Origin of the sequence: Stenotrophomonas nitritireducens (genome assembly GCF_001431425.1) — a bacterium.
Classification (GTDB): domain Bacteria; phylum Pseudomonadota; class Gammaproteobacteria; order Xanthomonadales; family Xanthomonadaceae; genus Stenotrophomonas; species Stenotrophomonas nitritireducens.
Map to the genome: position 1 here is coordinate 94,789 of NZ_LDJG01000018.1, position 22,519 is coordinate 117,307.

Genomic DNA, 22,519 nt, shown 5'->3' on the forward strand with positions numbered 1-22,519 from the left:
CATGGCACGGCGCGCCGCGATCCTGTCGGGCCTGCTGCTTGCGCTGGCCATCCCGCTCACGGCCGCCGCCGCGGACCGCGATCCCTATGCCAGCACCTATCGCGCCGCGGACGCGCCGGCCACGCTGATCGTCGGCGCGACCGTGCTCGACGGCCTGGGCGCGCGCCTGGAGGGCCACGACGTCCTGGTCGAACGGGGCAAGCTAGTCGCCATCGGCCGCGCGTTGCCACGGCCGCCGGGCGTGCGGGTCATCGATGCGCAGGGTGCCTGGCTCACGCCCGGCATCATCGACGTGCATACCCACCTGGGCACGTTCGCGCAGCCGTACGAGCACGGCGCGCATGCGTTCGCGGACGTGTCCGAAACCAGCCGGCCGGACAGCGCCGATGTCTGGATCGAACATGCGATACGCGCCAGCGACCCGGCGTTCCTGCATGCGCTTGCCGCCGGGGTCACCACCCTGCAGGTGCTGCCCGGCTCCTCGTCGGTGATCGGCGGGCGCGCCGTGGTGCTCAAGCCGATCCCGGCCACGACCGTGGCGGCGATGAAGTTCCCGGGCGCGCCGCAGGGGCTGAAGATGGCCTGCGGCAGCAATCCTTCGCTGTCCGCGGAGGGGCGCCCTGGATTCCCCGACAGCCGCATGGGCGTGGTCGCCCACCTGCGCGACCTGCTGGCGCAGGCCAGTGCGCGGATGCGCAGCGGCAAGCGCGCGGCGATGCCGGATCTTGCGCAGGACACGCTGGCGATGGCGCTGCGGGGCGAACTCCAGATCCACCTGCACTGCTACCGCGCCGACGACATCGCCACGATCCTGGCGGTCGCCGATGAGTTCGGCCTGCGCATCGCCGCGGTCCACCATGCCACCGAGGCCTACAAGATCCCCGACCGGCTGCGCGAGCACGGTGCCTGCGCGGCGGTGTGGCCGGACTGGTGGGGCTTCAAGCGCGAGGCCGAGGACGGCATCCGCGAGAACGCGGCCTTCGTCGATGCCGCCGGCGGATGCGCGATCCTGCATTCGGACATCCCGGTACTGGGCAACCTGCTGCATGTGGAGACCGCCAAGGCCGCCGCCGCGGGCCGCCGCGCCGGCCTGGACATTCCGTCCGAGCATGCGATCCGCTGGATCACCTCCAACCCGGCGCGGGCACTCGGCCTCGACGACCGCATCGGCCGCATCGCGCCCGGTTACAACGCCGACCTGGTGCTGTGGAGCGGCGACCCGCTGCTCGTACGCAGCCGGGTGCGGCTGGTGATGATGGACGGGGTCGTGCAGATCGAGGATGGGCAACGCCCGCAGGCCGATTTCGAACTGGGCCGCCGTGCAATGGAGCCGGGACCATGATCCGCGAACGCATATTCGTTCTTGCCTGCACGCTGCTGTCCGTCACCGCGCAGGCCAGCGACAGCATCGCCATCGTCCATGCGCGCGCCCATCCGGTGTCGGCGCCCGTGGTCGAGGACGCGACGGTGGTGCTGCGCGACGGCCGCATCGTGTCGGTGCAGGCCGGCGCACCGGCGCCGGCCGGCGCCCGCGTGGTGGATGCCGGTGGCCGCAATCTGACGCCGGCGCTGTTCCATCCGGCCACCCAGATCGGACTGTCCGAGGTCGGCAGTGGCCAGGAGGCCACGGCCGCCGGCAAGCCCCGTGCCGGCTACGCCCTGCACTACGGCATCGACGCCAACACCCAGAACATCGAGCAGGCGCGCGCCGACGGCGTCGCAAGGGCGCTGGTGGTGCCATCGGCCGCCGGCGACGATGTGTTTTCCGGCCGTGCGCTGCTGCTGCGGCTGCGAGCCGGCGCCGATATCGTCGAGCGCACGGGCGACGTGGTGCAGTTTGCTTCGATCGGTACCGATGGTTCGCGCGCGCATTCGCACGCGGCGGCATGGCAGCGGCTGCACGAGGAGCTCGGTCGCGCGCGCGCGGCACCCGCGGCCGATGGCGGCGACCCCGAGGCCAGCGCCGACGCCGTCGCGCTGCAGGCGGTGGCAAGCGGGGCGGCGCCACTGGCGATCGCCGCGCACCGCGAGGCGGACATCCGCCAGGCCATCGCCCTGGCGCAGCGCTGGAAGCTGCGCGTGGTGGTGGTCGGCGGTGCCGAAGCCTGGCGTGTCGCGCCGGAGTTGGCGGCCGCCGGCATCCCGGTCGTGCTCGATCCGCTGGATGCGCTGCCATCGGACTACGACCGGCTGGGCGCGCGCCACGACAACGCGGCGCGGCTGCACCGCGCGGGCGTGAGCATCGCGTTTGCGGCATCGGCGCAGGGCATCTACACCAGCTGGAACGCCGGCCCGTCGCTGCGCCAGGCCGCCGGACTGGCGGCCGCCTACGGCCTGCCGGACGACGTCGCGCTCGCCGCCATCACCCGCGCACCGGCGCGGATCTGGGGGCTGGATGAGCGCATCGGCACGCTCGCGGCCGGTGCCGATGCGGACCTCGTCCTGTGGGACGGCGACCCGCTGGAACCGGCCACGGCGCCGGCGGCGGTATTCATCGCCGGACAGGAGATTCCGCTGCGCACGCGCCAGACCCGGCTGCGCGACCGCTACCTCCCGGCGTCGCTGCGACGCGAGGCCGGCCGTTGAGCCCGCACCGGTGGTTGCTGCTGGCCGCTGCCCTGCTGCTGGTGCCGGCGGCACGGGGGCACGATGGCGAACATGGCGTGCCGCCACCGCCGTTCCTGCTGCAGGGGCCGACGTTCGAGCAGGCCGAGCTGTCGGCCGCGCCGGGACAGGTGCTGCCGATGCCGGCGACGCGCCGGCTGGCGTTCGAGACGGATTGCGGCACCTGGTTGTCGCCCGACCTTTCGCCCGACGGTCGCCGCATCGTGTTCGAACTGCTCGGCGACCTGTACCTGATGCCGGCGCAGGGCGGGCGCGCCCGTGCGCTCACCCAGGGCGCTGCATTCGATTCGCAACCAGTGTTCTCGCCGGACGGACGCCGCATCGCCTTCCTCAGCGACCGTTCCGGTGCGGAAAACCTGTGGCTGGCCGATGCCGACGGCGGTTCGCCGCGGCAACTGACCCTGCTGGACGGTGATCCGGTCTTCGCCTCGCCGGCCTGGAGTGCCGACGGCCGCGCGCTGTTCGTCTCGCGCTACCGCGCCGACCGCGAGGCCTGGGAACTCTGGCAGGTCGACGCGGCCAGCGGCCACGGCGAACTGCTGGTGCCGATCCGCGAAAACGCCGGGCAGCCGCGCAGCACCTGGCGCTCGACCCTTGGAGCGGCGCCGTCGCGCGACGGACGCTGGCTCTACTATGCGGTGCTCGTCGGCCCGCGCGACACCGGGCGGGTGCCGGAATGGACCATCCGCCGCCGCGACCTGCGCGACGGCAGCGAGGAAACCCTGGTATCCGCGCCGCGCAGCCCACGCCCCGACCTGGTGCTCGGCACCGCGATGCGGCCGGCGATCTCGCCCGACGGCCGCTGGCTGGTCTACGGTGCCCGCTACCAGGCCAACACCGGGCTGCGCGTGCTCGACCTGCACACCCGCGAGGACCGTTGGCTGGCTTTCCCGGTGCAGCAGGACGAACTCGGCGCTTCGCACTGGCGCGACCTGATGCCGCGGCATGCGTTCTCGCCCGACAGCAGCGCCCTGGTCGTGAACATCGACGGCGAACTGCGCCGCATCCTGCTCGCCGACGGAACGCAGCACGCGATCCCGTTCCAGGCGCGGGTCGAACTCGACATCGGGCCTGCAACCCGGCAGGCGGTCGCGCAGGAGACCGGGCCGGTGCGTGCGCGGCTGGTCCAGGCACCGGAACCCTCGCCCGACGGCCGCCAGCTGGCATTCTCCGCGCTCGGTACGCTGTACCTGATGCCGCTCGATGGCAGCGGCACGGTCCGCCGCATCGGTACCGGAGCGCATCCGGCTTTCCATCCATCATGGTCGCCGGACGGGCGCGAACTGGTCTACGTGGACTGGACCGCGAAGGACGCCGGTCACGTCTGGCGCATTGCCGTCGACGAGCCGGCTGCGGTGCCGGTGCGGGTCAGCGCCACGCCGGCGTTCCATACCCGGCCGGTGTTCACCCCCGATGGTGAACACATCGTCGCGGTACGTTCCAGCAATGCCGTGCGCATGCACAGCTACATGGAGTACGGCCCGCTGCGCGACGCCGAGCTGGCGGTCTTCCCGGTACGCGGCGGCGAGGGGCGCGTGCTTGCCAAGGGGAGGATGGGCGGCCGGCCGCATTTCGATGGCGACCGGTCGCGGCTGTACCTGAATTTCGACGACGGCCTCAACCGGGTCGCGCTGGACGATGGCGCACGGACCCTGCTGCTGCGCGTCACCGGTCCCGGCTGGTACTTCGCCGAGGGCCGCGCGATGGTCGACGACCTGCAGCTCAGCCCCGACGGACGCTGGGTGCTGGCACAGATCGCGCAGCAGCTGCACCTGCTGGCGATGCCCGACGATGAGGGCCGCACGCTCGACCTTGCCGCTCCCGGTGTCGTCCACCGCAGACTGACTTCCGTCGGTGCTGATTTCTTCGGCTGGAGCGAGGGCGGGCGCAGCCTGCACTGGGCGCTGGGATCGACCTGGTACCGGCGCCCGCTGGACCCGGTGCACCTGCCGCTGGACGCCGCGGCGGATGCCGACGGTCCGGGCGCGGGCGTGCAGGCGTTCCAGGCGGTTGTCGAAATGCCGCGCGACACCCCGCGCGGGGCGTTGCTGCTGCGCGGGGCGACGGTGCTGAGCATGCGCGGCGACGAGGCGATCGCCGACGCCGACCTGCTGGTGGTCGACGAGCGCATCGCCGCGCTCGGTCCGCGTGGCAGCGTTGCGCTGCCCGCCGGTACGGTGGTCCGCGACGTCTCCGGGCGCACCATCATCCCCGGGCTGATCGACACCCATACCCATATTGCCGATGTCCGCCGCGACGTACTGGACCTGCAGAGCTGGGGCCCGGTCGCCAATCTCGCCTATGGCGTGACCACGCTGTTCGATCCCTCCACGCTCAGCATCGACATGCTGGCCTACCAGGACCTGGTCGAGGCCGGGCTGATGCCGGGCGCGCGGATCTTTTCCACCGGACCGGCGGTGTTCGCGTTCAACGAGTTCCAATCCTATGAGCAGGTGCGCGCGGTGCTGTCGCGCTACCGCGACCACTACCGCCTGGGCAATATCAAGATGTACCGCAGCGGCAACCGCCGCGTGCGCCAATGGGTGGCGATGGCGGCGCGCGAGCTGGGGCTGATGCCGACCACCGAGGGCGCGCTGTCGATGAAGCTGGGCCTGACCCACGTGCTCGATGGTTACGCCGGCAACGAGCACGCCCTGGTCGCGGTGCCCCTGCAGCGCGATGTGATCCGCTTGTTCGCCGGGGCTGGCACCGCCTATTCGGCGACGCTGATGATCGGCAACGGCGGCCCGGAAGGGCAGGACGATTTCATATCGCGTGGCGGCATCGCCCACGACCGCAAGCTGCGCCGCTTCGCGCCCGGCTTCATCGTCGACATGAAGACCCGCTCGCGGACCTGGCGCGAACCGGATGAATACCTGTACCGGCGCGTGGCCGCCGGCGTCGCCGAGGTGGTACGCGCCGGCGGCATCGCCGGGATGGGTTCGCATGGCGAGATGCCCGGCATCGGCATGCACTGGGAACTGCAGGCGCATGTGGCCGGCGGGATGACGCCGGCCGAGGCGCTGCATACCGGCACCCTGGGCAGTGCGACCGCCATCGGGCGCGCCGCGGAGTTCGGCAGCATCGAGCCCGGCAAGTACGCCGATCTCGTCGTGCTCGCACAGGACCCGCGCCAGGACATCGCGCATACGCTGTCGATCGTGCAGGTGATGAAGAACGGCCGCCTGTACGACGGCGACACCCTGGACGAACTGTGGCCCACGGCACGCGCACTGCCGCGTCCGTGGTACTGGGATGACCGTCCGCCGGGCACGCCCGATCCGGGCGCGGCCACGGCCAGTCCCTGAGCAGCCAGTCTCCATGCGCGCGGACGCCGTCCGCGCGGATCCTTCCCCCGGGGCAGAACCCCCGACAGCAACGGCAAAGGTGCACCAGTGCGTACCAGCATGACGACAGCAGCAACCATCAGAGGGAATACGCGGCCGGCCGGAGCGGTACCGCGGCAACTGCGGCAGGGGGCAGCCAGCCTGCTGCTGGTCGCCGGCCTGGCCGCCAGTGCCGGGACGGTCGCCGCCACGACGGACGCCTCCGCGTTCGCCATGCCCGGCAACCGCGATTGCGCCGAATGCCCCGAGATGGTGGTGGTGCCGGCCGGCAGGTTCATGATGGGCTCGGCCAGCACCGAGCCTGGCCACGACATCAATGAGGCGCCACGGCATGAAGTGGTGTTCGCCAGGCCGTTCGCCATCGGCAAGTACGAGGTCACGTTCGATGAGTGGGACGCCTGCGTGGCCGACGGCGGCTGCACCGCGGTACCCGACGAGGGCTGGGGGCGAGGCCGCAGGCCGGTGCTGTACGTGAACTTCGAGATGGCGGTCGGCTATACCCGCTGGCTGTCGGACAAGACCGGGCAGCCGTACCGCCTGCCCAGCGAGGCCCAGTGGGAATATGCCGCGCGCGGCGGCACCACGACCCCGTGGTTCTGGGGCGAGGACGCCAACCGGGCCTGCGAGTTCGGCAACGTAGGCGACGATGCGCTGCGCGTGGAGCGCCCGGAATGGCCGCTGCACGACTGCAACGACGGCTACGCCAGGACCACCGCTCCGGTGGGCCACTTCAAGCCCAACGGATTCGGCCTGCACGACACGGCCGGCAACGCCTGGGAATGGGTGGAGGACTGCTACAACCCCGGCTACGAGGGCGCTCCCGGCGACGGCAGTGCATGGCTCAGTGGCGACTGCGTGCGCCGGGTGGTGCGCGGCGGCGGCTGGTACAACAAGCCCGAGACGGTGCGTTCGGCGCAGCGCTACGCCGGCGACGACCCCGCGCGGCAGAACAATACCCTGGGTTTCCGCGTCGTCCGTCTGTTGCCCTGATCGGGCGACACCGCGCGGGCAGGGCGCTCCGAGGCGGTCGATCTGCAGCCGCGGGGCCGCATGGCTCCGGCATCCGGTCCGCTTCGGCGTTCTCCCCGATCCCGTGATGTCTGGCCGCAATGGCCGGGAATGCCGCCTGGCCTCGACGGCGCGTGTCCGCGCCGTTGACGTCGATCCGCTGCACGGGACTGGTGGCGGATCAGGCGAGGAACCGCCGGGGACGAGGCCACCGTTCCAGGAATCCCGCGCATACCCGCTCGGCACCGGGACACGGCTGATGCTCCGGACACGGGTGGCCGACCGCAGGGCGCTGCTGATCGCCGGATCACCGCCACTGCCTGCGATCCAGACTCCGGTTGCTTGAGCGGCGCTTGGGCAAGCCGGTGGTGCAGGCACGCAAGCGGGCGCCGTGGCGGACCCTCCGGCAGCGACCGGTTCCGGCTGACGATGCCCGATGCAATGTGCGGGAATGCCCGGGCCGGTCGCTGGCGGCCCGCCGTCCACTTTGTGGAGCATGGTCCAGCGTCCGGGCGGATGGGGCGTGGCTGCTGCCTGCCGGCGTGAGCCCGGCGCCCAGGTTGATGGATCGCGAGCATCCGCGCTGAGGCGGGACGCGTGGCCTGGCGGCCGGGGCAGCGCGGAGGCTGTCCATGCGGGGCGAGCGCACTGCCGAGGCGGTGCGCGGCCCGGTGCCTGGCCACACTCGCATTCATTGCCGCTGGGGAGCAGGCGCGGGCCAGCCATCGTTCCGTAGGGCGGATCAGGCCGCTTCGACCGCGATGTGGTCGTGGCGCCCGGACGGGAGCGATGCGGCGGATGCGCCGCAGCGGGCCGGCTACGTTCAGCGCCGTGCTCGGCGGTAATCGCCACAGGCAGGGGCGGTGCCGATGCGACAGGCCGCCATCGCACTCGCCGGCATCGCGCCGGTTGCTCCCGACAAACGAGACACGGATCTTCCGGCCCGCAGGCCGCACGCGCTCCACACGTGCCGATGCCGCGCGAAACGCGGTTCCGGCCGGTTACGCATGATCGTCCGGTCGCCGGCTGATATCTGCCGGCCAGGCCCCGTGGCGACCGGCGGATGCCGGCGCCACGAGGGTCTTCCTGCCGCGCTTACTGCGGCTGGTAGGTCAGCACCACGAAGCTGTCGGGATGGTAGCGGTTGGAGGTCTCGCCGTTGCCATCCGGTGGCGTGCGGGTGAACTCGGCGGTGACCACGAACAGCCGGCCGGTGCGTTCGTCCATGGTCATCATCCGGGCATTGGGACGGGTGGAGACGGTTCCGGCCAGAGAGTAGCTGTCCGGCCCCTCCTGGTTGATCACGGTCAGCGTGCCTTCGTTGTTCGAGGTGATGATGCGCTTGCGCTGCTCGTCGATGGCGAAGCCGTCGATGCCGTTGCCGATCGGCAGGCTGGCAACGACCCGGCCGCTGTCCGGATCCAGCGCGAAGAACATCGGATTGTCGCCGCCGCATGCCGCGAGGAGGCGGTTGCTGTGCGCCTGGTAGCGGACCTTGGAGACATTGCACGGCGCCGTCCAGCGCGCCCGTTCGGCCAGCGTCTTGGAGTCCAGGAGCAGGATCAGGTTGTCGCGGCGCGCCGGTGCGAACAGGCGTCCCTTGCCGTCGGTGGCCGGGTCGTCCATTTTCCGGAACGGAAACGTCTTGCTGCCCAGCAGTTTGCCGGTGGCCGCGTCCAGCGTGTACCAGGTCGATTCGCTGGGGCGCGTGCCGACGATGGCGTGGATGCGCCGGGTCAGCGGGTCATGGATGGCGCTGTTGATGCCACCGTTGCCGTCCAGCTGCAGCCGCTGGATCGGCTTGAGCGAATCCAGCTCGAAGCTCAGGAACGAGCCGTCGGTCATCGCCAGGTAGCCGCGGTTGTACTGCGGCAGCAGCAGCGGCCCGTTGGCGCCGACGGAATCGGCGACGGTGGTGACCGCCTTGTTGGCATCCACATCGAATACCGTCAGCCCGTCGGCGTCGCGCGCGATGAACAGCCGGTTGCTGTCCGGCTCCATCTTGATGTAGTCCCAGCCGGTATCGGTGCTGGGCAGGGTGGCGGTGGCGGTGAGCCGGTACAGCAGGTCGGCGGCATGCGCCGGCGCGAAGGCCGGCGCCAGTGCCGCCATGCAGGTCATCGTGGCGGCCGCAAGCAGGAACGGACGTGGGGTCATCGATTTGCTCCTCGATATGGGCGAAACAGGAATGTCCGCGGTGTGGGGTTGGCCGGCGGGCATCCGTGCGGACGCCCACCGGCAGCCGCCAAGCGGCGGATGCGGAGACAAGGCGGTGCCTTGCCTGTCCGCCGCCGCCACCGGGGCGGCAGCGGCGACTACAGCTTCCAGGTGAAGGTGGCGATGACCTGCCGGCCCTGTCCGTAGATGCAGTTGGAGATGCCCTCGCAACGGCCCACGTATTCCTTGTCGAACAGGTTGGTCACGTTCAGCGCCAGGCGCCACTGATCGCGGTTGTAGTGGACGATCGCATCCCACAGGGTGGACGGTTTGGTATGGATCACCTGCGCGTTCCACTGCCCGAGCAGGCTGCCGGCCGACGCGCTGAGGTGGCGGCCGCCGAGGCCGAAGCCCAGGCCGGCCAGATTGCCTTCCTGGAGGGTGTAGTCGACCAGGCCGGTCAGCTTGTGGCGAGGCGTGGTCGGCAACGGATCGCCGGTGGCGAAGCCGCCGGCATCGCGCACCACCTCCGTGTCGGTATAGCTGTAGGACGCATTGACGCTCCAGCGGTCGTAGATGCGCGCCACCACTTCCAGCTCGCCACCCTGCGCCTGTACCTCGCCGAGCTGGCGCCCGAACATCGGCGTCTGCCCCGACTGCACGTTCACCAGGTTGTCCTGCTCGATGCGGAACAGTGCGGCGGTCGCGAACAGCCGCACCCCGTCCGGCAGGTTGCGGGCGTCGTACTTCATGCCGGCCTCGACCTGGGTACTGCTGCTGGGCTTGAACGACTTTCCGGTCACCGAATCGGTGCCGAGCACCGGCTCGAACGAGGTGGCATAGCTGAGGTAGGGCGCCCAGCCGCTGTCGAACATGTAGTTCACGCCGGCGCGGTAGCTGAAGTGGTCCTGCCGGGTGGTGGTCCCGCTCTGGTGGTTGCGCAGTCTGACGTCGTCATAGCGGCCACTGAGGGTGACCACCCAGCGGCCGGCCTTGAGCTGGTCCTGCAGATACACGCCGGCCTGTTTCACGCGCTGGTCGTTGAAAATGGAACTCAGCTCGGGAGTGATGATCGGCGCAGCGCCATAGACCGGGTTGAACGCATCCAGCGGCGGTGCGGCGGCGAAGCCGAAGCGGGCGTGGTTCTTCAGGTCGCGGTAGTCGAAGCCCGCCAGCAGTGCGTGCTGCACGGCCCCGCCACCGAGCTTCCAGCTGAAACGGTTGTCCACCGCGAAGCCATCCACGTCTTCGGCGTAGGGATAGCTCGCGCGGTCGACGGTGCGCATGTCCGCGCGCAGGCCGGTGGAGTAGACGACTTTCTGGAACTCCTTGTAGTCGTACCACTTGGCGTTCTGCTGGAAGCTCACGTGGTCGTTGAAGGCATGGCGCAGATCCCAGCCGACCGCCTTCTGGGTCCGGTCGTAGGTGTTGTAGTCCGGCTCGCCCAGATTGCGCCCGCGCGGGATCACGCCGTTGGGATTGCCCAGCCGGGTGCCGTGCGCCGACAGGAAGCCATTGGTGTCGCCGCTGTTGTCGTCCTTCTGGTAGTAGGCCAGGCCGGTCAGGCTGGTGTCATCGCTGATGTCCCAGGTGAACGTCGGGGCGAAGTAGGTGCGTTCGCCCTTGACGTGGTCGGTCTGCGAACCGCGGTCGCGGTAGAGCAGGGTCGCGCGTGCGCTCAGGCCATCGGCCAGCGGTCCGGTGACCGTGCCGTGGACCTCCTTGTAGCGCTCGCTGCCGACCTTGACCCCCAGCTCGCCGCCGAACACGCTCTCGGCCCGGCGGCTGGTCAGGTTGTAGATGCCGCCCGGCGGGCTGTTGCCGTAGAGCACGGCGGCCGGCCCCTTGAGCACGTCCACCTCCTGGAAGCCGTACAGATCGACACCGACGTTGAAGATGACGGTGCTGATCGGCGCCTGCAGGCCGTCGATGTACTGCTTGGGGGTGAATCCGCGCAGGGTCAGGAAGTCGTAGCGCAGGTCGGGTCCGTAGTTCTCGCCGACGATGCCCGAGGTGTAGCGGATCGCCTGCTGCACGTCGGTGAAGCCGAGCAGGTCGATCTGGTCGCGGGTGACCACCGAGATCGACTGTGGCGTTTCGATCAGCGGCGCATCGGACTTGGTCGCGGTCATGCTACCGGACGGCACGTAGTTCGGCGCGCTGACGACGATGCGATCGAGGTCGATTGGGTTGGCCGGATCCTGCTGGGCGTTGGCGGTCAGCGCGGGCAGCAGGGCCAGCGTGATCGACGCGGCCAGCATGCGGCGGCGGGCGTGTCGGCGACTCGGGTGTTCGTGATCGGTGTTCATCTGTATCCCCGGTTAAGTCTGTCGGTGCTGGAAATGCGGACGGGTTCCCCCTCGTCACATCCGAATATGGGCTGGGTAACGCGAATCAGTTGCATGGCGAGGGCCGCATGCCGTCGCGATCAGGCCACAACGCTTCCGCGCAGGCGCTTTCGCGCATCCGCGGCCGCAACGGCCGGCTCCCCGGTGCTCTGCCGATACCCGCGACAGGCCCCCGTGCAGGCGCGGGCGATTGTAGGAGTGGTGGATGTGGCTGGCGATGGCGGCTCGACCGGCTGACGGGACAGGCAGTGGGTGCCTGCCGGTCCGGTGGCGCCGCAGGGGAGCCGCGGAGCGCCGTCGATGGGCGCCCCGGTCGCCTGTGCGAACCGCCTGTTCGAACGGGCCGGCGCCGCGGCCAGCGGCCACGGCCGCTATAATTCGCCTCTTTGCCAACGCTTCCGCAGGTCCCACCGCATGTTCGAGTCCCTGACCCAGCGCCTTTCCGGCACCATCGAGCGCCTGCGCGGCCGTGGCCGCCTGACCGAGGAGAACATCCGCGAGGCCACCCGCGAGGTGCGCATCGCGCTGCTGGAGGCCGACGTCGCGCTGCCGGTGGTGCAGGCGCTGATCGAGAAGATCAAGGTGCGCGCGGTCGGCCAGGAAGTGCTCAAGTCGCTGACCCCGGGCCAGGCGCTGATCAAGGTGGTGCGCGACGAGCTCACCGCGGTGATGGGCGCGCAGGCCAGCGACCTGAATCTCAACGTGCCGGCGCCGGCCATCATCCTGATGGCGGGCCTGCAGGGCGCCGGCAAGACCACCACGGTCGGCAAGCTGGCCAAGCACCTGAAGGAAAAGCGCAAGAAGAAGGTGATGGTGGTTTCGGCGGACGTCTACCGCCCGGCCGCGATCGAGCAGCTGAAGACCCTGGCCGAGCAGGTCGGCGTGCTGTTCTTCCCGTCGGCGGCCGAGCAGAAGCCGGTGGACATCGTCCGCGCTGCCATCGACGACGCGCGCAGGTCGTTTGCCGACGTGCTGATCGTCGATACCGCCGGCCGCCTGGCCATCGACGAAGCGATGATGGCCGAGATCAAGGCCCTGCACGCGGCGGTCAACCCGGCCGAAACCCTGTTCGTGGTCGATTCGATGACCGGCCAGGACGCGGCCAACACCGCCAAGGCCTTCGGCGAGGCGCTGCCGCTGACCGGCGTGGTGCTGACCAAGACCGACGGCGACGCCCGCGGCGGCGCCGCGCTGAGCGTGCGCTACGTCACCGGCAAGCCGATCAAGTTCACCGGTACCGGCGAGAAGGTCGACGGCCTGGATGTGTTCCACCCCGAGCGCGTGGCCAGCCGCATCCTGGACATGGGTGACGTGCTGTCGCTGGTGGAGCAGGTCGAGCAGCAGGTCGACAAGGACAAGGCGCAGAAGCTGGCCGAGAAGGTCGCCAAGGGCAAGAAGTTCGACCTGAACGACATGCGCGACCAGCTGGAGCAGATGCAGAACATGGGCGGCATCGGCGGCCTGATGGACAAGCTGCCGGGCCTGGGCCAGGTGCCCGAGCACCTGAAGCAGCAGGTCAGCCAGAGCAAGGAAGTGCCGCGCATGATCGCCATCATCAACTCGATGACCAAGAAGGAGCGCCGTAACCCGGGCCTGCTCAACGGCTCGCGCCGCGCCCGCATCGCGCGCGGCTCCGGCACCCAGCCGGCCGACGTCAACAAGCTGATGAAGCAGTACATGCAGATGGAAAAGATGATGGGCAAGCTCGCCGGCGGCGGCATGAAGGGCATGCTGCGCAACATGAAGGGCATGCTCGGCGCCATGGGTGGCAAGGGCGGCCTGCCGTTCCGCTGAGGCGCGGGCCTGCGCAATCCGGCCCCGGACCGGCAACAATGGGCTCCCCCTTTCCGGGAGCGAGCCCACGATGAATCCGCTCATCCGCCAGCGTGTGGACGATTTCCGCAACCGCTTCGGCCTGCGCCTGCCGATCCTGCTGGCGCCGATGGCCGGCGCCTGCCCGGTGGCCCTGTCCGCGGCCGTGGCCAATGCCGGTGGCATGGGCGCGATGGGCGCGGTGCTGTCCACGCCGGAACAGATCGGGCAGTGGATGGACGATTTCCGCCGGCAGTCGGACGCGCCGGCCCAGGTCAATGTCTGGGTGCCCGACCCGGCGCCGGCGCGCGACGCGGCGGCCGAGGCAGCGACCCGCGCCTTCCTTGAACACTGGGGACCACCGGTGCCGGCCAGCGCCGGCGATGCCGGTCCGGCCGATTTCGATGCGCAGTTCGACGCGCTGGTCGCGGCGCGGCCCGCCGTGGCCTCGACCATCATGGGCGTGTTTTCCGGGGAACAGGCGCGGCGCCTGAAGGCTGCCGGCATCGCCTGGTTCGCCTGCGCCACCACCCTGGACGAAGCGCTGCAGGCGCAGGCGGCCGGCGCCGATGCGGTAGTCGCGCAGGGCATGGAGGCCGGCGGTCACCGCGGCGCGTTCGAGGCCGCGCGCGCCGAAGCGCAGATGAGCGGCCTGTTCGCCCTGCTGCCGCGCCTGGCCGACCGGCTGGATATACCGGTGATCGCGGCCGGCGGCATCGCCGACGGTCGCGGTGTGGTCGCCGCCCTGCTGCTGGGCGCCAGCGCGGTGCAGGTGGGCACGGCCTTCCTCGCCAGCGACGAATCCACGGTTCCCGACGCCTGGAAGCAGGCCCTGCCCGCGGCGGAACCGGAACATACCCGCGCCACCCGCGTTTTCAGCGGCCGGCTCGGCCGTGCGCTGGAGACCGCCTATGTACGCGCAGCCGAAGCGGTCGATGCGCCCCGGCCGCAGCCCTACCCGGTGCAGCGCGGGCTCACTGCCGGCATGCGCCGCCAGGCGCAGGCCGACGACCGACTGGAGGCCATGCAGGCCTGGGCCGGGCAGTCGGCCTGGATGGCGCGGCGCGGGCCGGCCGCCGCCATCGTGCAGGCGATATGGCAGCAGGCGCAGGCGCTGCTGTGAGCCATCTGTCCTGCAATGGAGAGCCTGTCGATGCGGCGCTGGTCGGCGCGGCGCTGGTCAATTACGGGCATTTCACTTCGTTGCAGGTGCGCGGCGGCGCGGTGCAGGGCTGGGCCCTGCACATGCGGCGCCTGCAGCAGGGCACGCGCGAACTGTTCGACGCGGAACTGGACGAGGCGCGGCTGCTGGGCTGGCTGCGGCAGGCGCTGGCCGGGTGCGGCATGGCCGACGCCTCGGTGCGCATCACCGTGTTCTCGCGCGCCTTCGATTTCCGCCAGCCGCTGCGCGCGGTGCCGGTGGACGTGCTGATCGGCGTCGCCGCGCCGGCGGTGATGCCGGCCGGCGCCCGCGCGGTCCTGCCGGTGCGCTACCAGCGCGAGCTGCCGCAGCTCAAGCATGTCGGCACCTTCCCGCTGTTCCAGTACCGGCGCCTGGCCATGCGCCAGGGCTTCGACGATGCGCTGTTCGTCGATGCGGCCGGGCGGGTGGGCGAGGGCAGCACCTGGAACATCGCCTTCCTTGCCGGCGACGGCGTGGTGTGGCCGCGGGCCGAAGCGCTGCGCGGCACCGCCGAACAGCTGCTGGCCGCCGGGCTGGAACGGCAGGGGCTGGCGCAGGCGTGGCGGGAGGTCCCGCTGGAAACCTTGCCGGCTTTCTCCGGCGCGGTGGCCTGCAACGCCACCGGGCTGTGGCCGCTGGCGCACATCGGCGACTGCCGGTTCACGGACTCGCAGGCGCTGCTGGAACGGTTGCGGCAGGCGCTGGCGCTGGAGCCCTGGCAGCCGCTCTGAAGCGGCCTGTTCAGGCAGGCCGGCAGCCGGGCTTGGAATGGGCCGGGGGCGCGGCTATAATCGCCGGCTTACCGCGCCATCCTGGCGACTGGGCTACAAAGGAAAAACCACCATGGTCAAGATCCGACTGACCCGCGGCGGCGCCAAGAAGCGTCCGTTCTACCACATCATCGTCACCGACGTCCGCAGCGCCCGCGACGGCCGCAACATCGAGCGCGTCGGCTATTACAACCCGGTCGCCCAGGGCGCCGAGCAGCGCGTGGTGCTGGACATCGCCGCCGTCGACAAGTGGGTCGCCAATGGCGCCCAGCTGACCGACAAGGTTCGCAACCTGTACAAGGAAGCGACCAAGGCCCAGGCCGCTGCGGCCTGATCCTGGCGGGCCGCGCGCAAGCGCGGCCCGACTGCTTTATGAAGAAAGATTCCGAGCGCCGGATCCTGCTGGGCAGGGTGACCGGCGCTTTTGGTGTGCGCGGCGAACTCAAGCTCGAGTCCTGGACCGAGCCGCGGTTGGCCATTTTCAACTATCAGCCGTGGATCCTGCGCAGCCCGTCGGGGCAGGAGTCGCAGATCAGCGGCGTGCGCGGCCGCGAAGCCGCCAAGACGCTGGTGGCGACGTTCCCCGGCGTGGACGACCGCAACGTGGTCGAAGCCATGCGCGGCACCGAAATCTACATCGCGCGCAGCGCGCTGCCGCCGCCGAAGCCGGACGAGTACTACTGGGTCGACCTGGAAGGCTTGGACGTGCAGACCGTGGACGGCGTGAAGCTCGGCCGGGCCACGCACCTGTTCAATACCGGCGCCAACGACGTGCTGGTGGTGCGCGGCGACCGCGAGCGCATGGTGCCGTTCGTGATGGGCGACTTCGTCAAGTCGGTCGATTTCGACGCCAACCTGATCGTGGTCGACTGGGATCCGGAGTTCTGATCCCGATGCGCATCGACGTCATCACCCTGTTTCCCGAGTTCATCGCGCAGTCCGCCGCGCTGGGCGTGGTCGGTCGTGCGCAGGAACGCGGCTTGCTCGACCTGCACGGCTGGAATCCGCGCGACCACGCCGAGGGCAACTACCGCCGCGTGGACGACCGCCCGTTCGGCGGCGGCCCGGGCATGGTGATGCTGATCGAACCGCTGCGCGCCGCGCTGGCCGCTGCGCGCGCCGCCGACCCGACCCCGGCGCCGCTGATCTACCTCAGTCCGCAGGGGCGGCCGCTGACCCAGGCGCGGGTGCGCGAACTGGCGGCGCTGCCGCGCATGATCCTGCTGTGCGGTCGCTACGAGGGCGTGGACGAGCGTTTCCTCGCCGCCGAGGTGGACGAGGAGATTTCCCTCGGCGATTACGTGCTGTCCGGTGGCGAACTGGGCGCGGCGGTGATCGTCGATGCGGTCACCCGCCTGCAGGAGGGTGCGCTGAACGACGCCGAATCGGCGGTGCAGGACAGTTTCGAGGGCGACGGCCTGCTCGACTGCCCGCACTACAGCCAGCCGGCCAGCCACGCGCTGGGCGAGGTGCCGGAGGTGCTGCGCTCGGGCAACCATGCCGCGATCGCGCGCTGGCGCCGGCAGCAGTCGCTGCTGCGCACCGCCCTGCGCCGGCCCGACCTGCTGGACGAGGCCGGCCTCGGCAAGGTCGACCGCAAGCTGCTGGACGAGGCCCGCAAAGAGCCGTAGGCCAAGGGCTTGCCCGCCCGGGGCCGCGCCGGCCGACGGCCGGCAACCGCGGGAGTACCGGGTGCCGAGGGATTGCCGGCCAGCGGTCTGTACCACTGGCGCCGGGCCGGAAGGTCATCTATAATGTGCGGCTTGCTGCTGCCTGGCCGGTAGCAGCGGTTCCAACTACAACAAACGTGCAGCGCAATCCGGTGACTGCATGAGACCCCGCTGTCGAATCGACACGCCCACTCCGAATACATCGGTGCACCCATGAGCAAGCTGAACAAATCCATCGTCGCGGACTTCGAATCCGCCCAGATCACCCGCGAACTGCCGAAGTTCAGCCAGGGCGACACCGTCGTCGTCAACGTCAAGGTCAAGGAAGGCAACCGCGAGCGCGTGCAGGCCTACGAAGGCGTTGTGATCGGCACCAAGAACGCCGGCCTGAACTCCTCGTTCACCGTGCGCAAGATCTCGCACGGCTACGGCGTCGAGCGCGTGTTCCAGACCCACAGCGCGCTGATCGACTCGGTCGAAGTCAAGCGCCGCGGCAAGGTCCGCGCCGGCAAGCTGTACTACCTGCGTGGCCTGGAAGGCAAGGCTGCCCGCATCAAGGAAGACTTGGCTGCCGCCGCGCAGGCCAAGGCTGCCCGCCAGGCCGCCAAGTCCGCCGAGTAATCCCGCCGCAGGCGTCGCGCCTGTTGCAGCAACGGCCGCCCTCGGGCGGCCGTTTGCGTTTATGGCGCCGTGCTACAGGGCGGCCGCGTCCTGTCTTCCTGTAGAGCGGGGCAACGCCCCGCTGGGGGCATTACCGGGCAAACCCCGCCGGGCGTTGCCCGGCGCTACAGAGCACCGTGTCCTGTCTCCCTGTAGAGCGGGGCAACGCCCCGCTGGGGGGCATTACCGGGCAAGCCCCGCCGGGCGTTGCCCGGCGCTACAGAGCGGCCGTGTCCTGTCTCCCTGTAGAGCGGGGCAACGCCCCGCTGGGGGGCATTACCGGGCAAGCCTCGCCGGGCGTTGCCCCGGCGCTACAGGGCGGCCGTGTCCTGTTTTCCTGTAGAGCGGGGCAGCGCCCCGCTGTGGCATTACCGGGCAAACCCCGCCGGGCATTGCCCGGCGCTACCGGGCGGCAACGCCACGCTGCCGTTACGGCGCCGGTTCGGCGACGAGTACGTCGATGCCGCGGCGCTGCAGCCCTTCGCGGGTCGCTTCGTCGATGCCGGCGTCGGTTATCACGGCGTGGATCTGGTCCAGGTAGGCGATGCGGTGCAGGCTGACCCGGCCGAATTTGGAGGCGTCGGTCAGCACCACGATGCGCCGCGCACGTTCGACCATGCGGTGGTTGAGGCGCGCTTCGGCCTCGTCGTGGGTGGTCAGGCCGAACTGCAGGTCCAGGCCGTCCACGCCCAGGAACAGGGTGTCGAAGCTGTACGGGTTGAGGCTGGCCTCGGCCTGGCTGCCCTGCAGCGACAGCGACTGCTTGCGCAGCTGGCCGCCGGTGAGCAGCACGTTCATGCCCGGCGCGTTGGCCAGTTCCCAGGCGATGTTCAGGCCATTGGTCATCACCGTCACGTCGCGGTGCCCGCGCAGGTGGCGCGCCAGGGTCATCGTGGTCGAGCCGGAGTCGATGATGATGTTGTCGCCGGGCTGCACCAGCTGGGCGGCGCGCGCGCCGATGGACTCCTTCAGCGGCAGGTTCAGCGCATCCTTCTCGTGGATGTCCTGTTCCTGAGGCGGTGTGCGCACCAGGGTGGCGCCGCCATGGGTGCGCGTGGCCAGGCCCTGTTCCTCGAAATGGCCCAGGTCGGTGCGGATGGTCACCGCCGACACGCCATAACGCCCGACCAGTTCGGCGACCTGCACCGAGCCGTGCTCGATCAGCTGCTGCAGGATCTGCTGCCGGCGGGAACGGGTGTTGCGCATGGCCATCTCGTGCTTTCTCCGGGAAAGGCCGAGCTTAGCCGTTCGCAAGGTTCGGGTGGGCGGAACTTTCGCTGTGCTTGCGCATGCCGGCGGTATTGGCCGAACAGGCGCGCGCGTATTCGTCCAGGCACTGGCCGATGCGGTGCCGCGCCAGCGCGCCCGGGGCATTGGCCAGCGTGCCCTCGCGCACCGCGCGGAACTGCTCGGGCAGGTACTGGCTGAGCAGCACCAGCGGCGGCGCGTGTTGTTCCAGGTTGGCGAACAGCGTGCGCACCGCGTCCAGCAGCGCCGGCTCGCCCCAGTAGTAGCGGCAGCGGTCGCTGAAGGCGAAAGCGCGCAGCAGGCGCAGCGTGGCTTCGTCGCCGTGGTAATGCGCCTGCCAGTATTTCGGCTGCGCCAGCATCACCTCTTCCAGTACCTGCGGCAGGCGCGAGCGCTGCGCGGCGGGCAGCAGTTCGGCTTCGATCGCCGCCAGCGCGAACAGCGCTTCGCGATAGGCGAAGGTCGCGGCCGGGCCGACCTTGAGGATGGCGAAGTGGTCGCGCACCAGCGCATGCAGGCCGCTCTCGCGCTGGTAGTCGGTGGAGTGCGCCTCGAACACGATGCGCGGCTGCTTTTCGAGGAAGTCGGCCAGCTCGCCGGCGGCGGCCGCGTCGTAGTCGTGCACACTGCTGTGGTCGAAATCCACGCCCGGCTGCACCACCATCGCGATCACCCGCTGCCAGGCCTCGCGCAGCTGCGGCGTGTCGAAAGCCTGGCGGTGGATTTCCAGTGTCTGCGCGGCCGCGGCCGGCGTGGTCACCGCCAGCCCGGCGTCCAGCGAGGCTTCGCCGCCCGGGACGGGAACCTCGGTGCCGATCACGTAGACCGGCGGCGGCAGGTCGTGCGCGGCGGCGGTGCGTTCGGCGATGACAGCCAGTTCGGCCGAGCGCGCCGCGACGGTGGCGTCGGGCAGCGGCACCGGGTCGTCGGCGCAGGACATGCTGCAGTCCAGGTGGATCTTGTGGAAGCCGGCGGCGACATAGGCCTCGATCAGCACGCGCGCGCGCGCCATCGCCTCGGCCGCCGGCTGCTTCTGCCAGGCATTGGGGCCGAGGTGGTCGCCGCCGAGCACCAGCCGGTCGCGCGGGAAGCCTTCCTCGTCGGCCAGCGCCCGCACGTAGTCGCGATACTGCGGCGGGGTCATGCCGGTGTAGCCGCCGAACTGGTCGACCTGGTTGGAAGTGGCTTCGATCAGCAGCACGGTGCCGTGGCGCGCGGCCACGTGCATCGCCGCGCGCAGCACCTGTTCGTTGCTGCAGCAGACGCTGTACAGGCCGACGTTGTGGCCGGCGCGATGCCGGGCGAGCAGGGACTGCAACGGGGACATGGGCGAACTCCCGGATCAGGAAAAAGTGGGTTGGCAGGCGAGCAGGGCGGCGCCGCGCGCGCCGCCGGCATCGCCGAAGCGCGGCGGCACGATCGGCGGCACCTGCACGCCGGCGAACAGATGCGCGGCGATCGCCGCCGGCAGCTGTTCGTACAGCGGCGCGTACTGCGACAGGCCGCCGCCGAGCACGATCACGTGCGGGTCCAGCGCCAGGATCAGCGCGGCGAAACTGTGGCCGAGCAGGTCGCGGTGGATGTCCAGCGCCTGCCGCGCGCGCGCGTCGCCGGCTTCGGCCAGTGCGATGACGTCGCTGGCATTGGCGGCGCTGCCGCCGAGATGGCGTTCTATCATCGCCACACCGCTGCCGGAGACATAGCGCTCCACGCAGCCGCGCAGGCCGCAGCCGCAGTCGAGCAGCGGCAGACCGTGGCGTTGCAGCAGGTTGGCCGGCACGCTCCAGTGGCCCCATTCGCCGGCCAGGCCGTTGAAGCCGCCGATCAGCCGGCCCTGCACGCAGTAGCCGCCGCCGGCACCGGTGCCGAGGATCGCGCCGAACATGCTGGCGTAGCCGTCGGCGGCGCCGCCATGCGCTTCGGACAGGGCGAAGCACTGCAGGTCGTTGCCGAAATGCAGCGGCCGTTGCAGGCGTTCCTGCAGGTCGCGGGCCACGCACTGGCCGGTGATGGCCGGCACGTTGGCGCTGAGCTGGCGGCCGCTGCGGCGGTCGCGCACGCCGGGCAGGGCGATGCCGATGGCATGGGCGGCTTGTCCCAGCGCCGCATCGGCATCGGCGGCGAGGGTTTCGACGGCCTGCAGGAAGCCGGCGTAGTCGCCCTGCGGCGTGGCGATGCGCTTGCGCCAGCTCACCTGCAGGGCCGCATCGCAGGCCACCAGTTCGATCTTGGTGCCGCCGATGTCGATGCCGTAGCAGGCGCTGGCGGAGGACTCAGCCATGGTGGATGGTGACGCCCTTGACCACGCGGTTGACGGTGCCGTCGGGGAACGGGTTGTCCGGGGTCAGCCCCAGCGCGGCCGAGCGGCGCAGTGCGTAGAGCTGCGCGAACGGCAGCCAGGCCGGCGCCAGCCAGGCGTCGGGCAGGGCCGGCACCTGCAGGGTGAAGTCGTCGCCCGGGCCGATGTCCGAATGCGGGCCGACCGACAGCACCCTGCCGGCCACGCCGTCGCCGCGCAGTTCTTCCAGCAGGTCCTGTTCGTAGCGGCGCGCCAGCGGCTGCGCGCTGCGTAGCATCACCACCAGGGTGCGCGCATCGAGCGTGGACTTCGGCCCGTGGCGGAAGCCCAGCGGCGTGTTGGCCATCGCCAGCACGCGGCCGGCGGTGAGTTCCAGCACCTTCAGCGCGGCTTCGCGCGCCAGCGCTTCCAGCGGGCCGCTGGCCAGGTAGATCACGCGGTCGAACGGCTGCGCGGCGAGCGCGCCCACCGGCGCGTCCCAGCGTTGCAGGCCTTCCCGTGCCAGTGCGGCGACCTGGCGGATGCGCTCGCCGCGCTCGTTCCATGGCGCGCGCTCGAACACCGCCAGCGCCGCCAGCAGCATGCAGCTCAGGCTGCTGGTCATGGCGAAGGCGCGGTCGCAGCTTGCCGCCGGCATCAGCAGGGTGCAGGTGTCGTCGCGGCCGGCGCCGCGGCGCGCCAGTTCGCCGTCGGCGTTGCAGGTGATGTCGAGGAAACGGGCGTCGTCCACGTCGGCGCGCACGCGCTCGACCGCGGCCACGCTTTCCGGGCTGGAACCGCTGCGGCCGAACGACACCAGCAGGGTCGGGCGCTCGCGCTGCAGGTACAGCGCCGGGTGGGTCAGCAGGCTGGTGGTATGCACCGCGCGCACTTCCGCCGGCCACTGCGCGTTGATGTGGTCGGCGACCATCTCGGCGATGAAGCCGGAGCTGCCGGCGCCGGTGAACAGCACGCGCTGCGCCGGGTCGGACAGGCGCTGGCCGAGGAAGGCCAGCAGGCGTTCCTGGTCGCGCTCCAGGCCGCTGGCCAGGGTTTCCCACAAGGCCGGCTGCTGGGCGATTTCGGCGGCGGTATCGGCTCCGCCCAGGCGCTGCCAGGCGGACGGATCGGTAAGCGGGGTGGCGTCCATTCTTGGTTCCTGTTGGGCCAGCGCACGATCAGCCTTTTCTTTCGAAATGTCAAACATCGAAAGAAAAAAGAAAGAATTCTTTCGCGATGGTGCCGCTGCCCGTCTGCCGGTGCGGATCGAAAGGTTTTCCTGACGGACCTTTCGCTGCCTGTTTCACGTCGCTGAAGGGGATAAGGAAAGTGGTGCTTTGCACAAACTTTCGATTGATATAAAAATTCTTATCTTTTGCTTTCATTTTATTGACATCTTTCGAAACGCTGCCC

Annotated in this window: 18 protein-coding genes; 11 read left to right on the forward strand and 7 right to left on the reverse strand. The window is 70.3% G+C overall.

Annotation, left to right across the window (positions count from 1 at the left end):
* Window position 1 precedes the first annotated feature (1 nt).
* From ABB22_RS12515 to ABB22_RS12530, 4 genes are all read left to right on the forward strand, one after another.
* Window positions 2-1,342, forward strand: a complete 1,341-nt coding sequence (locus ABB22_RS12515) for an amidohydrolase family protein (RefSeq protein WP_055768265.1) — start codon at window positions 2-4, stop codon at window positions 1,340-1,342.
* Window positions 1,339-2,586 (forward strand): amidohydrolase family protein, encoded by a 1,248-nt coding sequence (locus ABB22_RS12520; RefSeq protein ID WP_055768269.1) that lies wholly within the window; start codon window positions 1,339-1,341, stop codon window positions 2,584-2,586. The genes ABB22_RS12515 and ABB22_RS12520 overlap by 4 nt, the downstream gene beginning before the upstream one ends.
* The gene (locus ABB22_RS12525; protein WP_152984163.1) at window positions 2,583-5,933 is read left to right on the forward strand and encodes an amidohydrolase family protein; all 3,351 of its coding nucleotides are present in this window, start codon (window positions 2,583-2,585) and stop codon (window positions 5,931-5,933) included. The genes ABB22_RS12520 and ABB22_RS12525 overlap by 4 nt, the downstream gene beginning before the upstream one ends.
* Window positions 5,934-6,032: 99 nt before the next feature.
* Window positions 6,033-6,962 (forward strand): formylglycine-generating enzyme family protein, encoded by a 930-nt coding sequence (locus ABB22_RS12530; RefSeq protein WP_082443573.1) that lies wholly within the window; start codon window positions 6,033-6,035, stop codon window positions 6,960-6,962.
* Window positions 6,963-8,075: 1,113 nt separating this feature from the next.
* Here the strand turns inward: ABB22_RS12530 and ABB22_RS12535 are convergent.
* On the reverse strand, window positions 8,076-9,137 hold the full coding sequence (locus ABB22_RS12535) for a YncE family protein (RefSeq protein ID WP_055768277.1): 1,062 nt from the start codon (window positions 9,135-9,137) through the stop codon (window positions 8,076-8,078).
* 158 nt (window positions 9,138-9,295) lie between these two features.
* The gene (locus tag ABB22_RS12540; RefSeq protein WP_082443574.1) at window positions 9,296-11,446 is read right to left on the reverse strand and encodes a TonB-dependent siderophore receptor; all 2,151 of its coding nucleotides are present in this window, start codon (window positions 11,444-11,446) and stop codon (window positions 9,296-9,298) included.
* Between the two features lie 453 nt (window positions 11,447-11,899).
* Between ABB22_RS12540 and ffh the strand changes: the two genes are divergently transcribed.
* From ffh to rplS, 7 genes are all read left to right on the forward strand, one after another.
* Entirely contained in the window at window positions 11,900-13,279 is a 1,380-nt protein-coding gene (ffh, locus tag ABB22_RS12545) for a signal recognition particle protein (RefSeq protein ID WP_055768283.1), read from the forward strand.
* 70 nt (window positions 13,280-13,349) lie between these two features.
* On the forward strand, window positions 13,350-14,420 hold the full coding sequence (locus ABB22_RS12550) for an NAD(P)H-dependent flavin oxidoreductase (RefSeq protein WP_055768286.1): 1,071 nt from the start codon (window positions 13,350-13,352) through the stop codon (window positions 14,418-14,420).
* Complete coding sequence (locus ABB22_RS12555; protein ID WP_235504276.1) at window positions 14,417-15,211, forward strand: aminotransferase class IV family protein; 795 nt, start codon at window positions 14,417-14,419, stop codon at window positions 15,209-15,211. The genes ABB22_RS12550 and ABB22_RS12555 overlap by 4 nt, the downstream gene beginning before the upstream one ends.
* Window positions 15,212-15,323: 112 nt before the next feature.
* On the forward strand, window positions 15,324-15,584 hold the full coding sequence (gene rpsP, locus ABB22_RS12560) for a 30S ribosomal protein S16 (RefSeq protein ID WP_054664242.1): 261 nt from the start codon (window positions 15,324-15,326) through the stop codon (window positions 15,582-15,584).
* A 38-nt stretch (window positions 15,585-15,622) separates the two neighbouring features.
* A complete protein-coding gene (gene rimM, locus ABB22_RS12565; protein WP_057505262.1) occupies window positions 15,623-16,138 on the forward strand; it encodes a ribosome maturation factor RimM in 516 nt (171 codons plus the stop codon).
* A gap of 5 nt (window positions 16,139-16,143) precedes the next feature.
* Window positions 16,144-16,881, forward strand: a complete 738-nt coding sequence (trmD, locus tag ABB22_RS12570; protein WP_055768293.1) for a tRNA (guanosine(37)-N1)-methyltransferase TrmD — start codon at window positions 16,144-16,146, stop codon at window positions 16,879-16,881.
* A gap of 252 nt (window positions 16,882-17,133) precedes the next feature.
* A complete protein-coding gene (gene rplS, locus ABB22_RS12575; protein WP_054664251.1) occupies window positions 17,134-17,541 on the forward strand; it encodes a 50S ribosomal protein L19 in 408 nt (135 codons plus the stop codon).
* Window positions 17,542-18,009: 468 nt separating this feature from the next.
* Here the strand turns inward: rplS and ABB22_RS12580 are convergent, their stop codons facing one another.
* The 5 genes from ABB22_RS12580 to ABB22_RS18240 are packed head-to-tail and all read right to left on the reverse strand — an operon-like array spanning window position 18,010 to window position 22,491.
* On the reverse strand, window positions 18,010-18,786 hold the full coding sequence (locus ABB22_RS12580; RefSeq protein WP_055768539.1) for a DeoR family transcriptional regulator: 777 nt from the start codon (window positions 18,784-18,786) through the stop codon (window positions 18,010-18,012).
* Window positions 18,787-18,820: 34 nt separating this feature from the next.
* Window positions 18,821-20,155 (reverse strand): D-tagatose-bisphosphate aldolase, class II, non-catalytic subunit, encoded by a 1,335-nt coding sequence (locus ABB22_RS12585; protein ID WP_055768296.1) that lies wholly within the window; start codon window positions 20,153-20,155, stop codon window positions 18,821-18,823.
* Window positions 20,156-20,170: 15 nt separating this feature from the next.
* Window positions 20,171-21,109 carry an ROK family protein gene (locus tag ABB22_RS12590; protein WP_055768299.1) on the reverse strand — a complete coding sequence of 313 codons (939 nt, stop codon included), beginning with the start codon at window positions 21,107-21,109 and terminating at the stop codon, window positions 20,171-20,173.
* Entirely contained in the window at window positions 21,102-22,256 is a 1,155-nt protein-coding gene (locus ABB22_RS12595) for an SIS domain-containing protein (protein ID WP_055768302.1), read from the reverse strand. Before ABB22_RS12595 ends, ABB22_RS12590 begins: the two co-directional genes overlap by 8 nt.
* Before the next feature lie 49 nt (window positions 22,257-22,305).
* On the reverse strand, window positions 22,306-22,491 hold the full coding sequence (locus ABB22_RS18240) for a hypothetical protein (protein WP_152984164.1): 186 nt from the start codon (window positions 22,489-22,491) through the stop codon (window positions 22,306-22,308).
* Between the last annotated feature and the right edge of the window lie 28 nt (window positions 22,492-22,519).

What these genes read in the sequence shown, in the direction of transcription:
- ABB22_RS12515 (WP_055768265.1), top strand. Translation starts at nt 2, where the DNA reads ATGGCACGGCGCGCCGCGATCCTGTCGGGCCTGCTGCTTGCGCTGGCC.
- ABB22_RS12520 (WP_055768269.1), top strand. Translation starts at nt 1,339, where the DNA reads ATGATCCGCGAACGCATATTCGTTCTTGCCTGCACGCTGCTGTCCGTC.
- ABB22_RS12530 (WP_082443573.1), top strand. Translation starts at nt 6,033, where the DNA reads ATGACGACAGCAGCAACCATCAGAGGGAATACGCGGCCGGCCGGAGCG.
- ABB22_RS12535 (WP_055768277.1), bottom strand. Translation starts at nt 9,137, where the DNA reads ATGACCCCACGTCCGTTCCTGCTTGCGGCCGCCACGATGACCTGCATG.
- ABB22_RS12540 (WP_082443574.1), bottom strand. Translation starts at nt 11,446, where the DNA reads ATGAACACCGATCACGAACACCCGAGTCGCCGACACGCCCGCCGCCGC.
- ffh (WP_055768283.1), top strand. Translation starts at nt 11,900, where the DNA reads ATGTTCGAGTCCCTGACCCAGCGCCTTTCCGGCACCATCGAGCGCCTG.
- ABB22_RS12550 (WP_055768286.1), top strand. Translation starts at nt 13,350, where the DNA reads ATGAATCCGCTCATCCGCCAGCGTGTGGACGATTTCCGCAACCGCTTC.
- rpsP (WP_054664242.1), top strand. Translation starts at nt 15,324, where the DNA reads ATGGTCAAGATCCGACTGACCCGCGGCGGCGCCAAGAAGCGTCCGTTC.
- rimM (WP_057505262.1), top strand. Translation starts at nt 15,623, where the DNA reads ATGAAGAAAGATTCCGAGCGCCGGATCCTGCTGGGCAGGGTGACCGGC.
- trmD (WP_055768293.1), top strand. Translation starts at nt 16,144, where the DNA reads ATGCGCATCGACGTCATCACCCTGTTTCCCGAGTTCATCGCGCAGTCC.
- rplS (WP_054664251.1), top strand. Translation starts at nt 17,134, where the DNA reads ATGAGCAAGCTGAACAAATCCATCGTCGCGGACTTCGAATCCGCCCAG.
- ABB22_RS12580 (WP_055768539.1), bottom strand. Translation starts at nt 18,786, where the DNA reads ATGCGCAACACCCGTTCCCGCCGGCAGCAGATCCTGCAGCAGCTGATC.
- ABB22_RS12585 (WP_055768296.1), bottom strand. Translation starts at nt 20,155, where the DNA reads ATGTCCCCGTTGCAGTCCCTGCTCGCCCGGCATCGCGCCGGCCACAAC.
- ABB22_RS12590 (WP_055768299.1), bottom strand. Translation starts at nt 21,109, where the DNA reads ATGGCTGAGTCCTCCGCCAGCGCCTGCTACGGCATCGACATCGGCGGC.
- ABB22_RS12595 (WP_055768302.1), bottom strand. Translation starts at nt 22,256, where the DNA reads ATGGACGCCACCCCGCTTACCGATCCGTCCGCCTGGCAGCGCCTGGGC.
- ABB22_RS18240 (WP_152984164.1), bottom strand. Translation starts at nt 22,491, where the DNA reads ATGAAAGCAAAAGATAAGAATTTTTATATCAATCGAAAGTTTGTGCAA.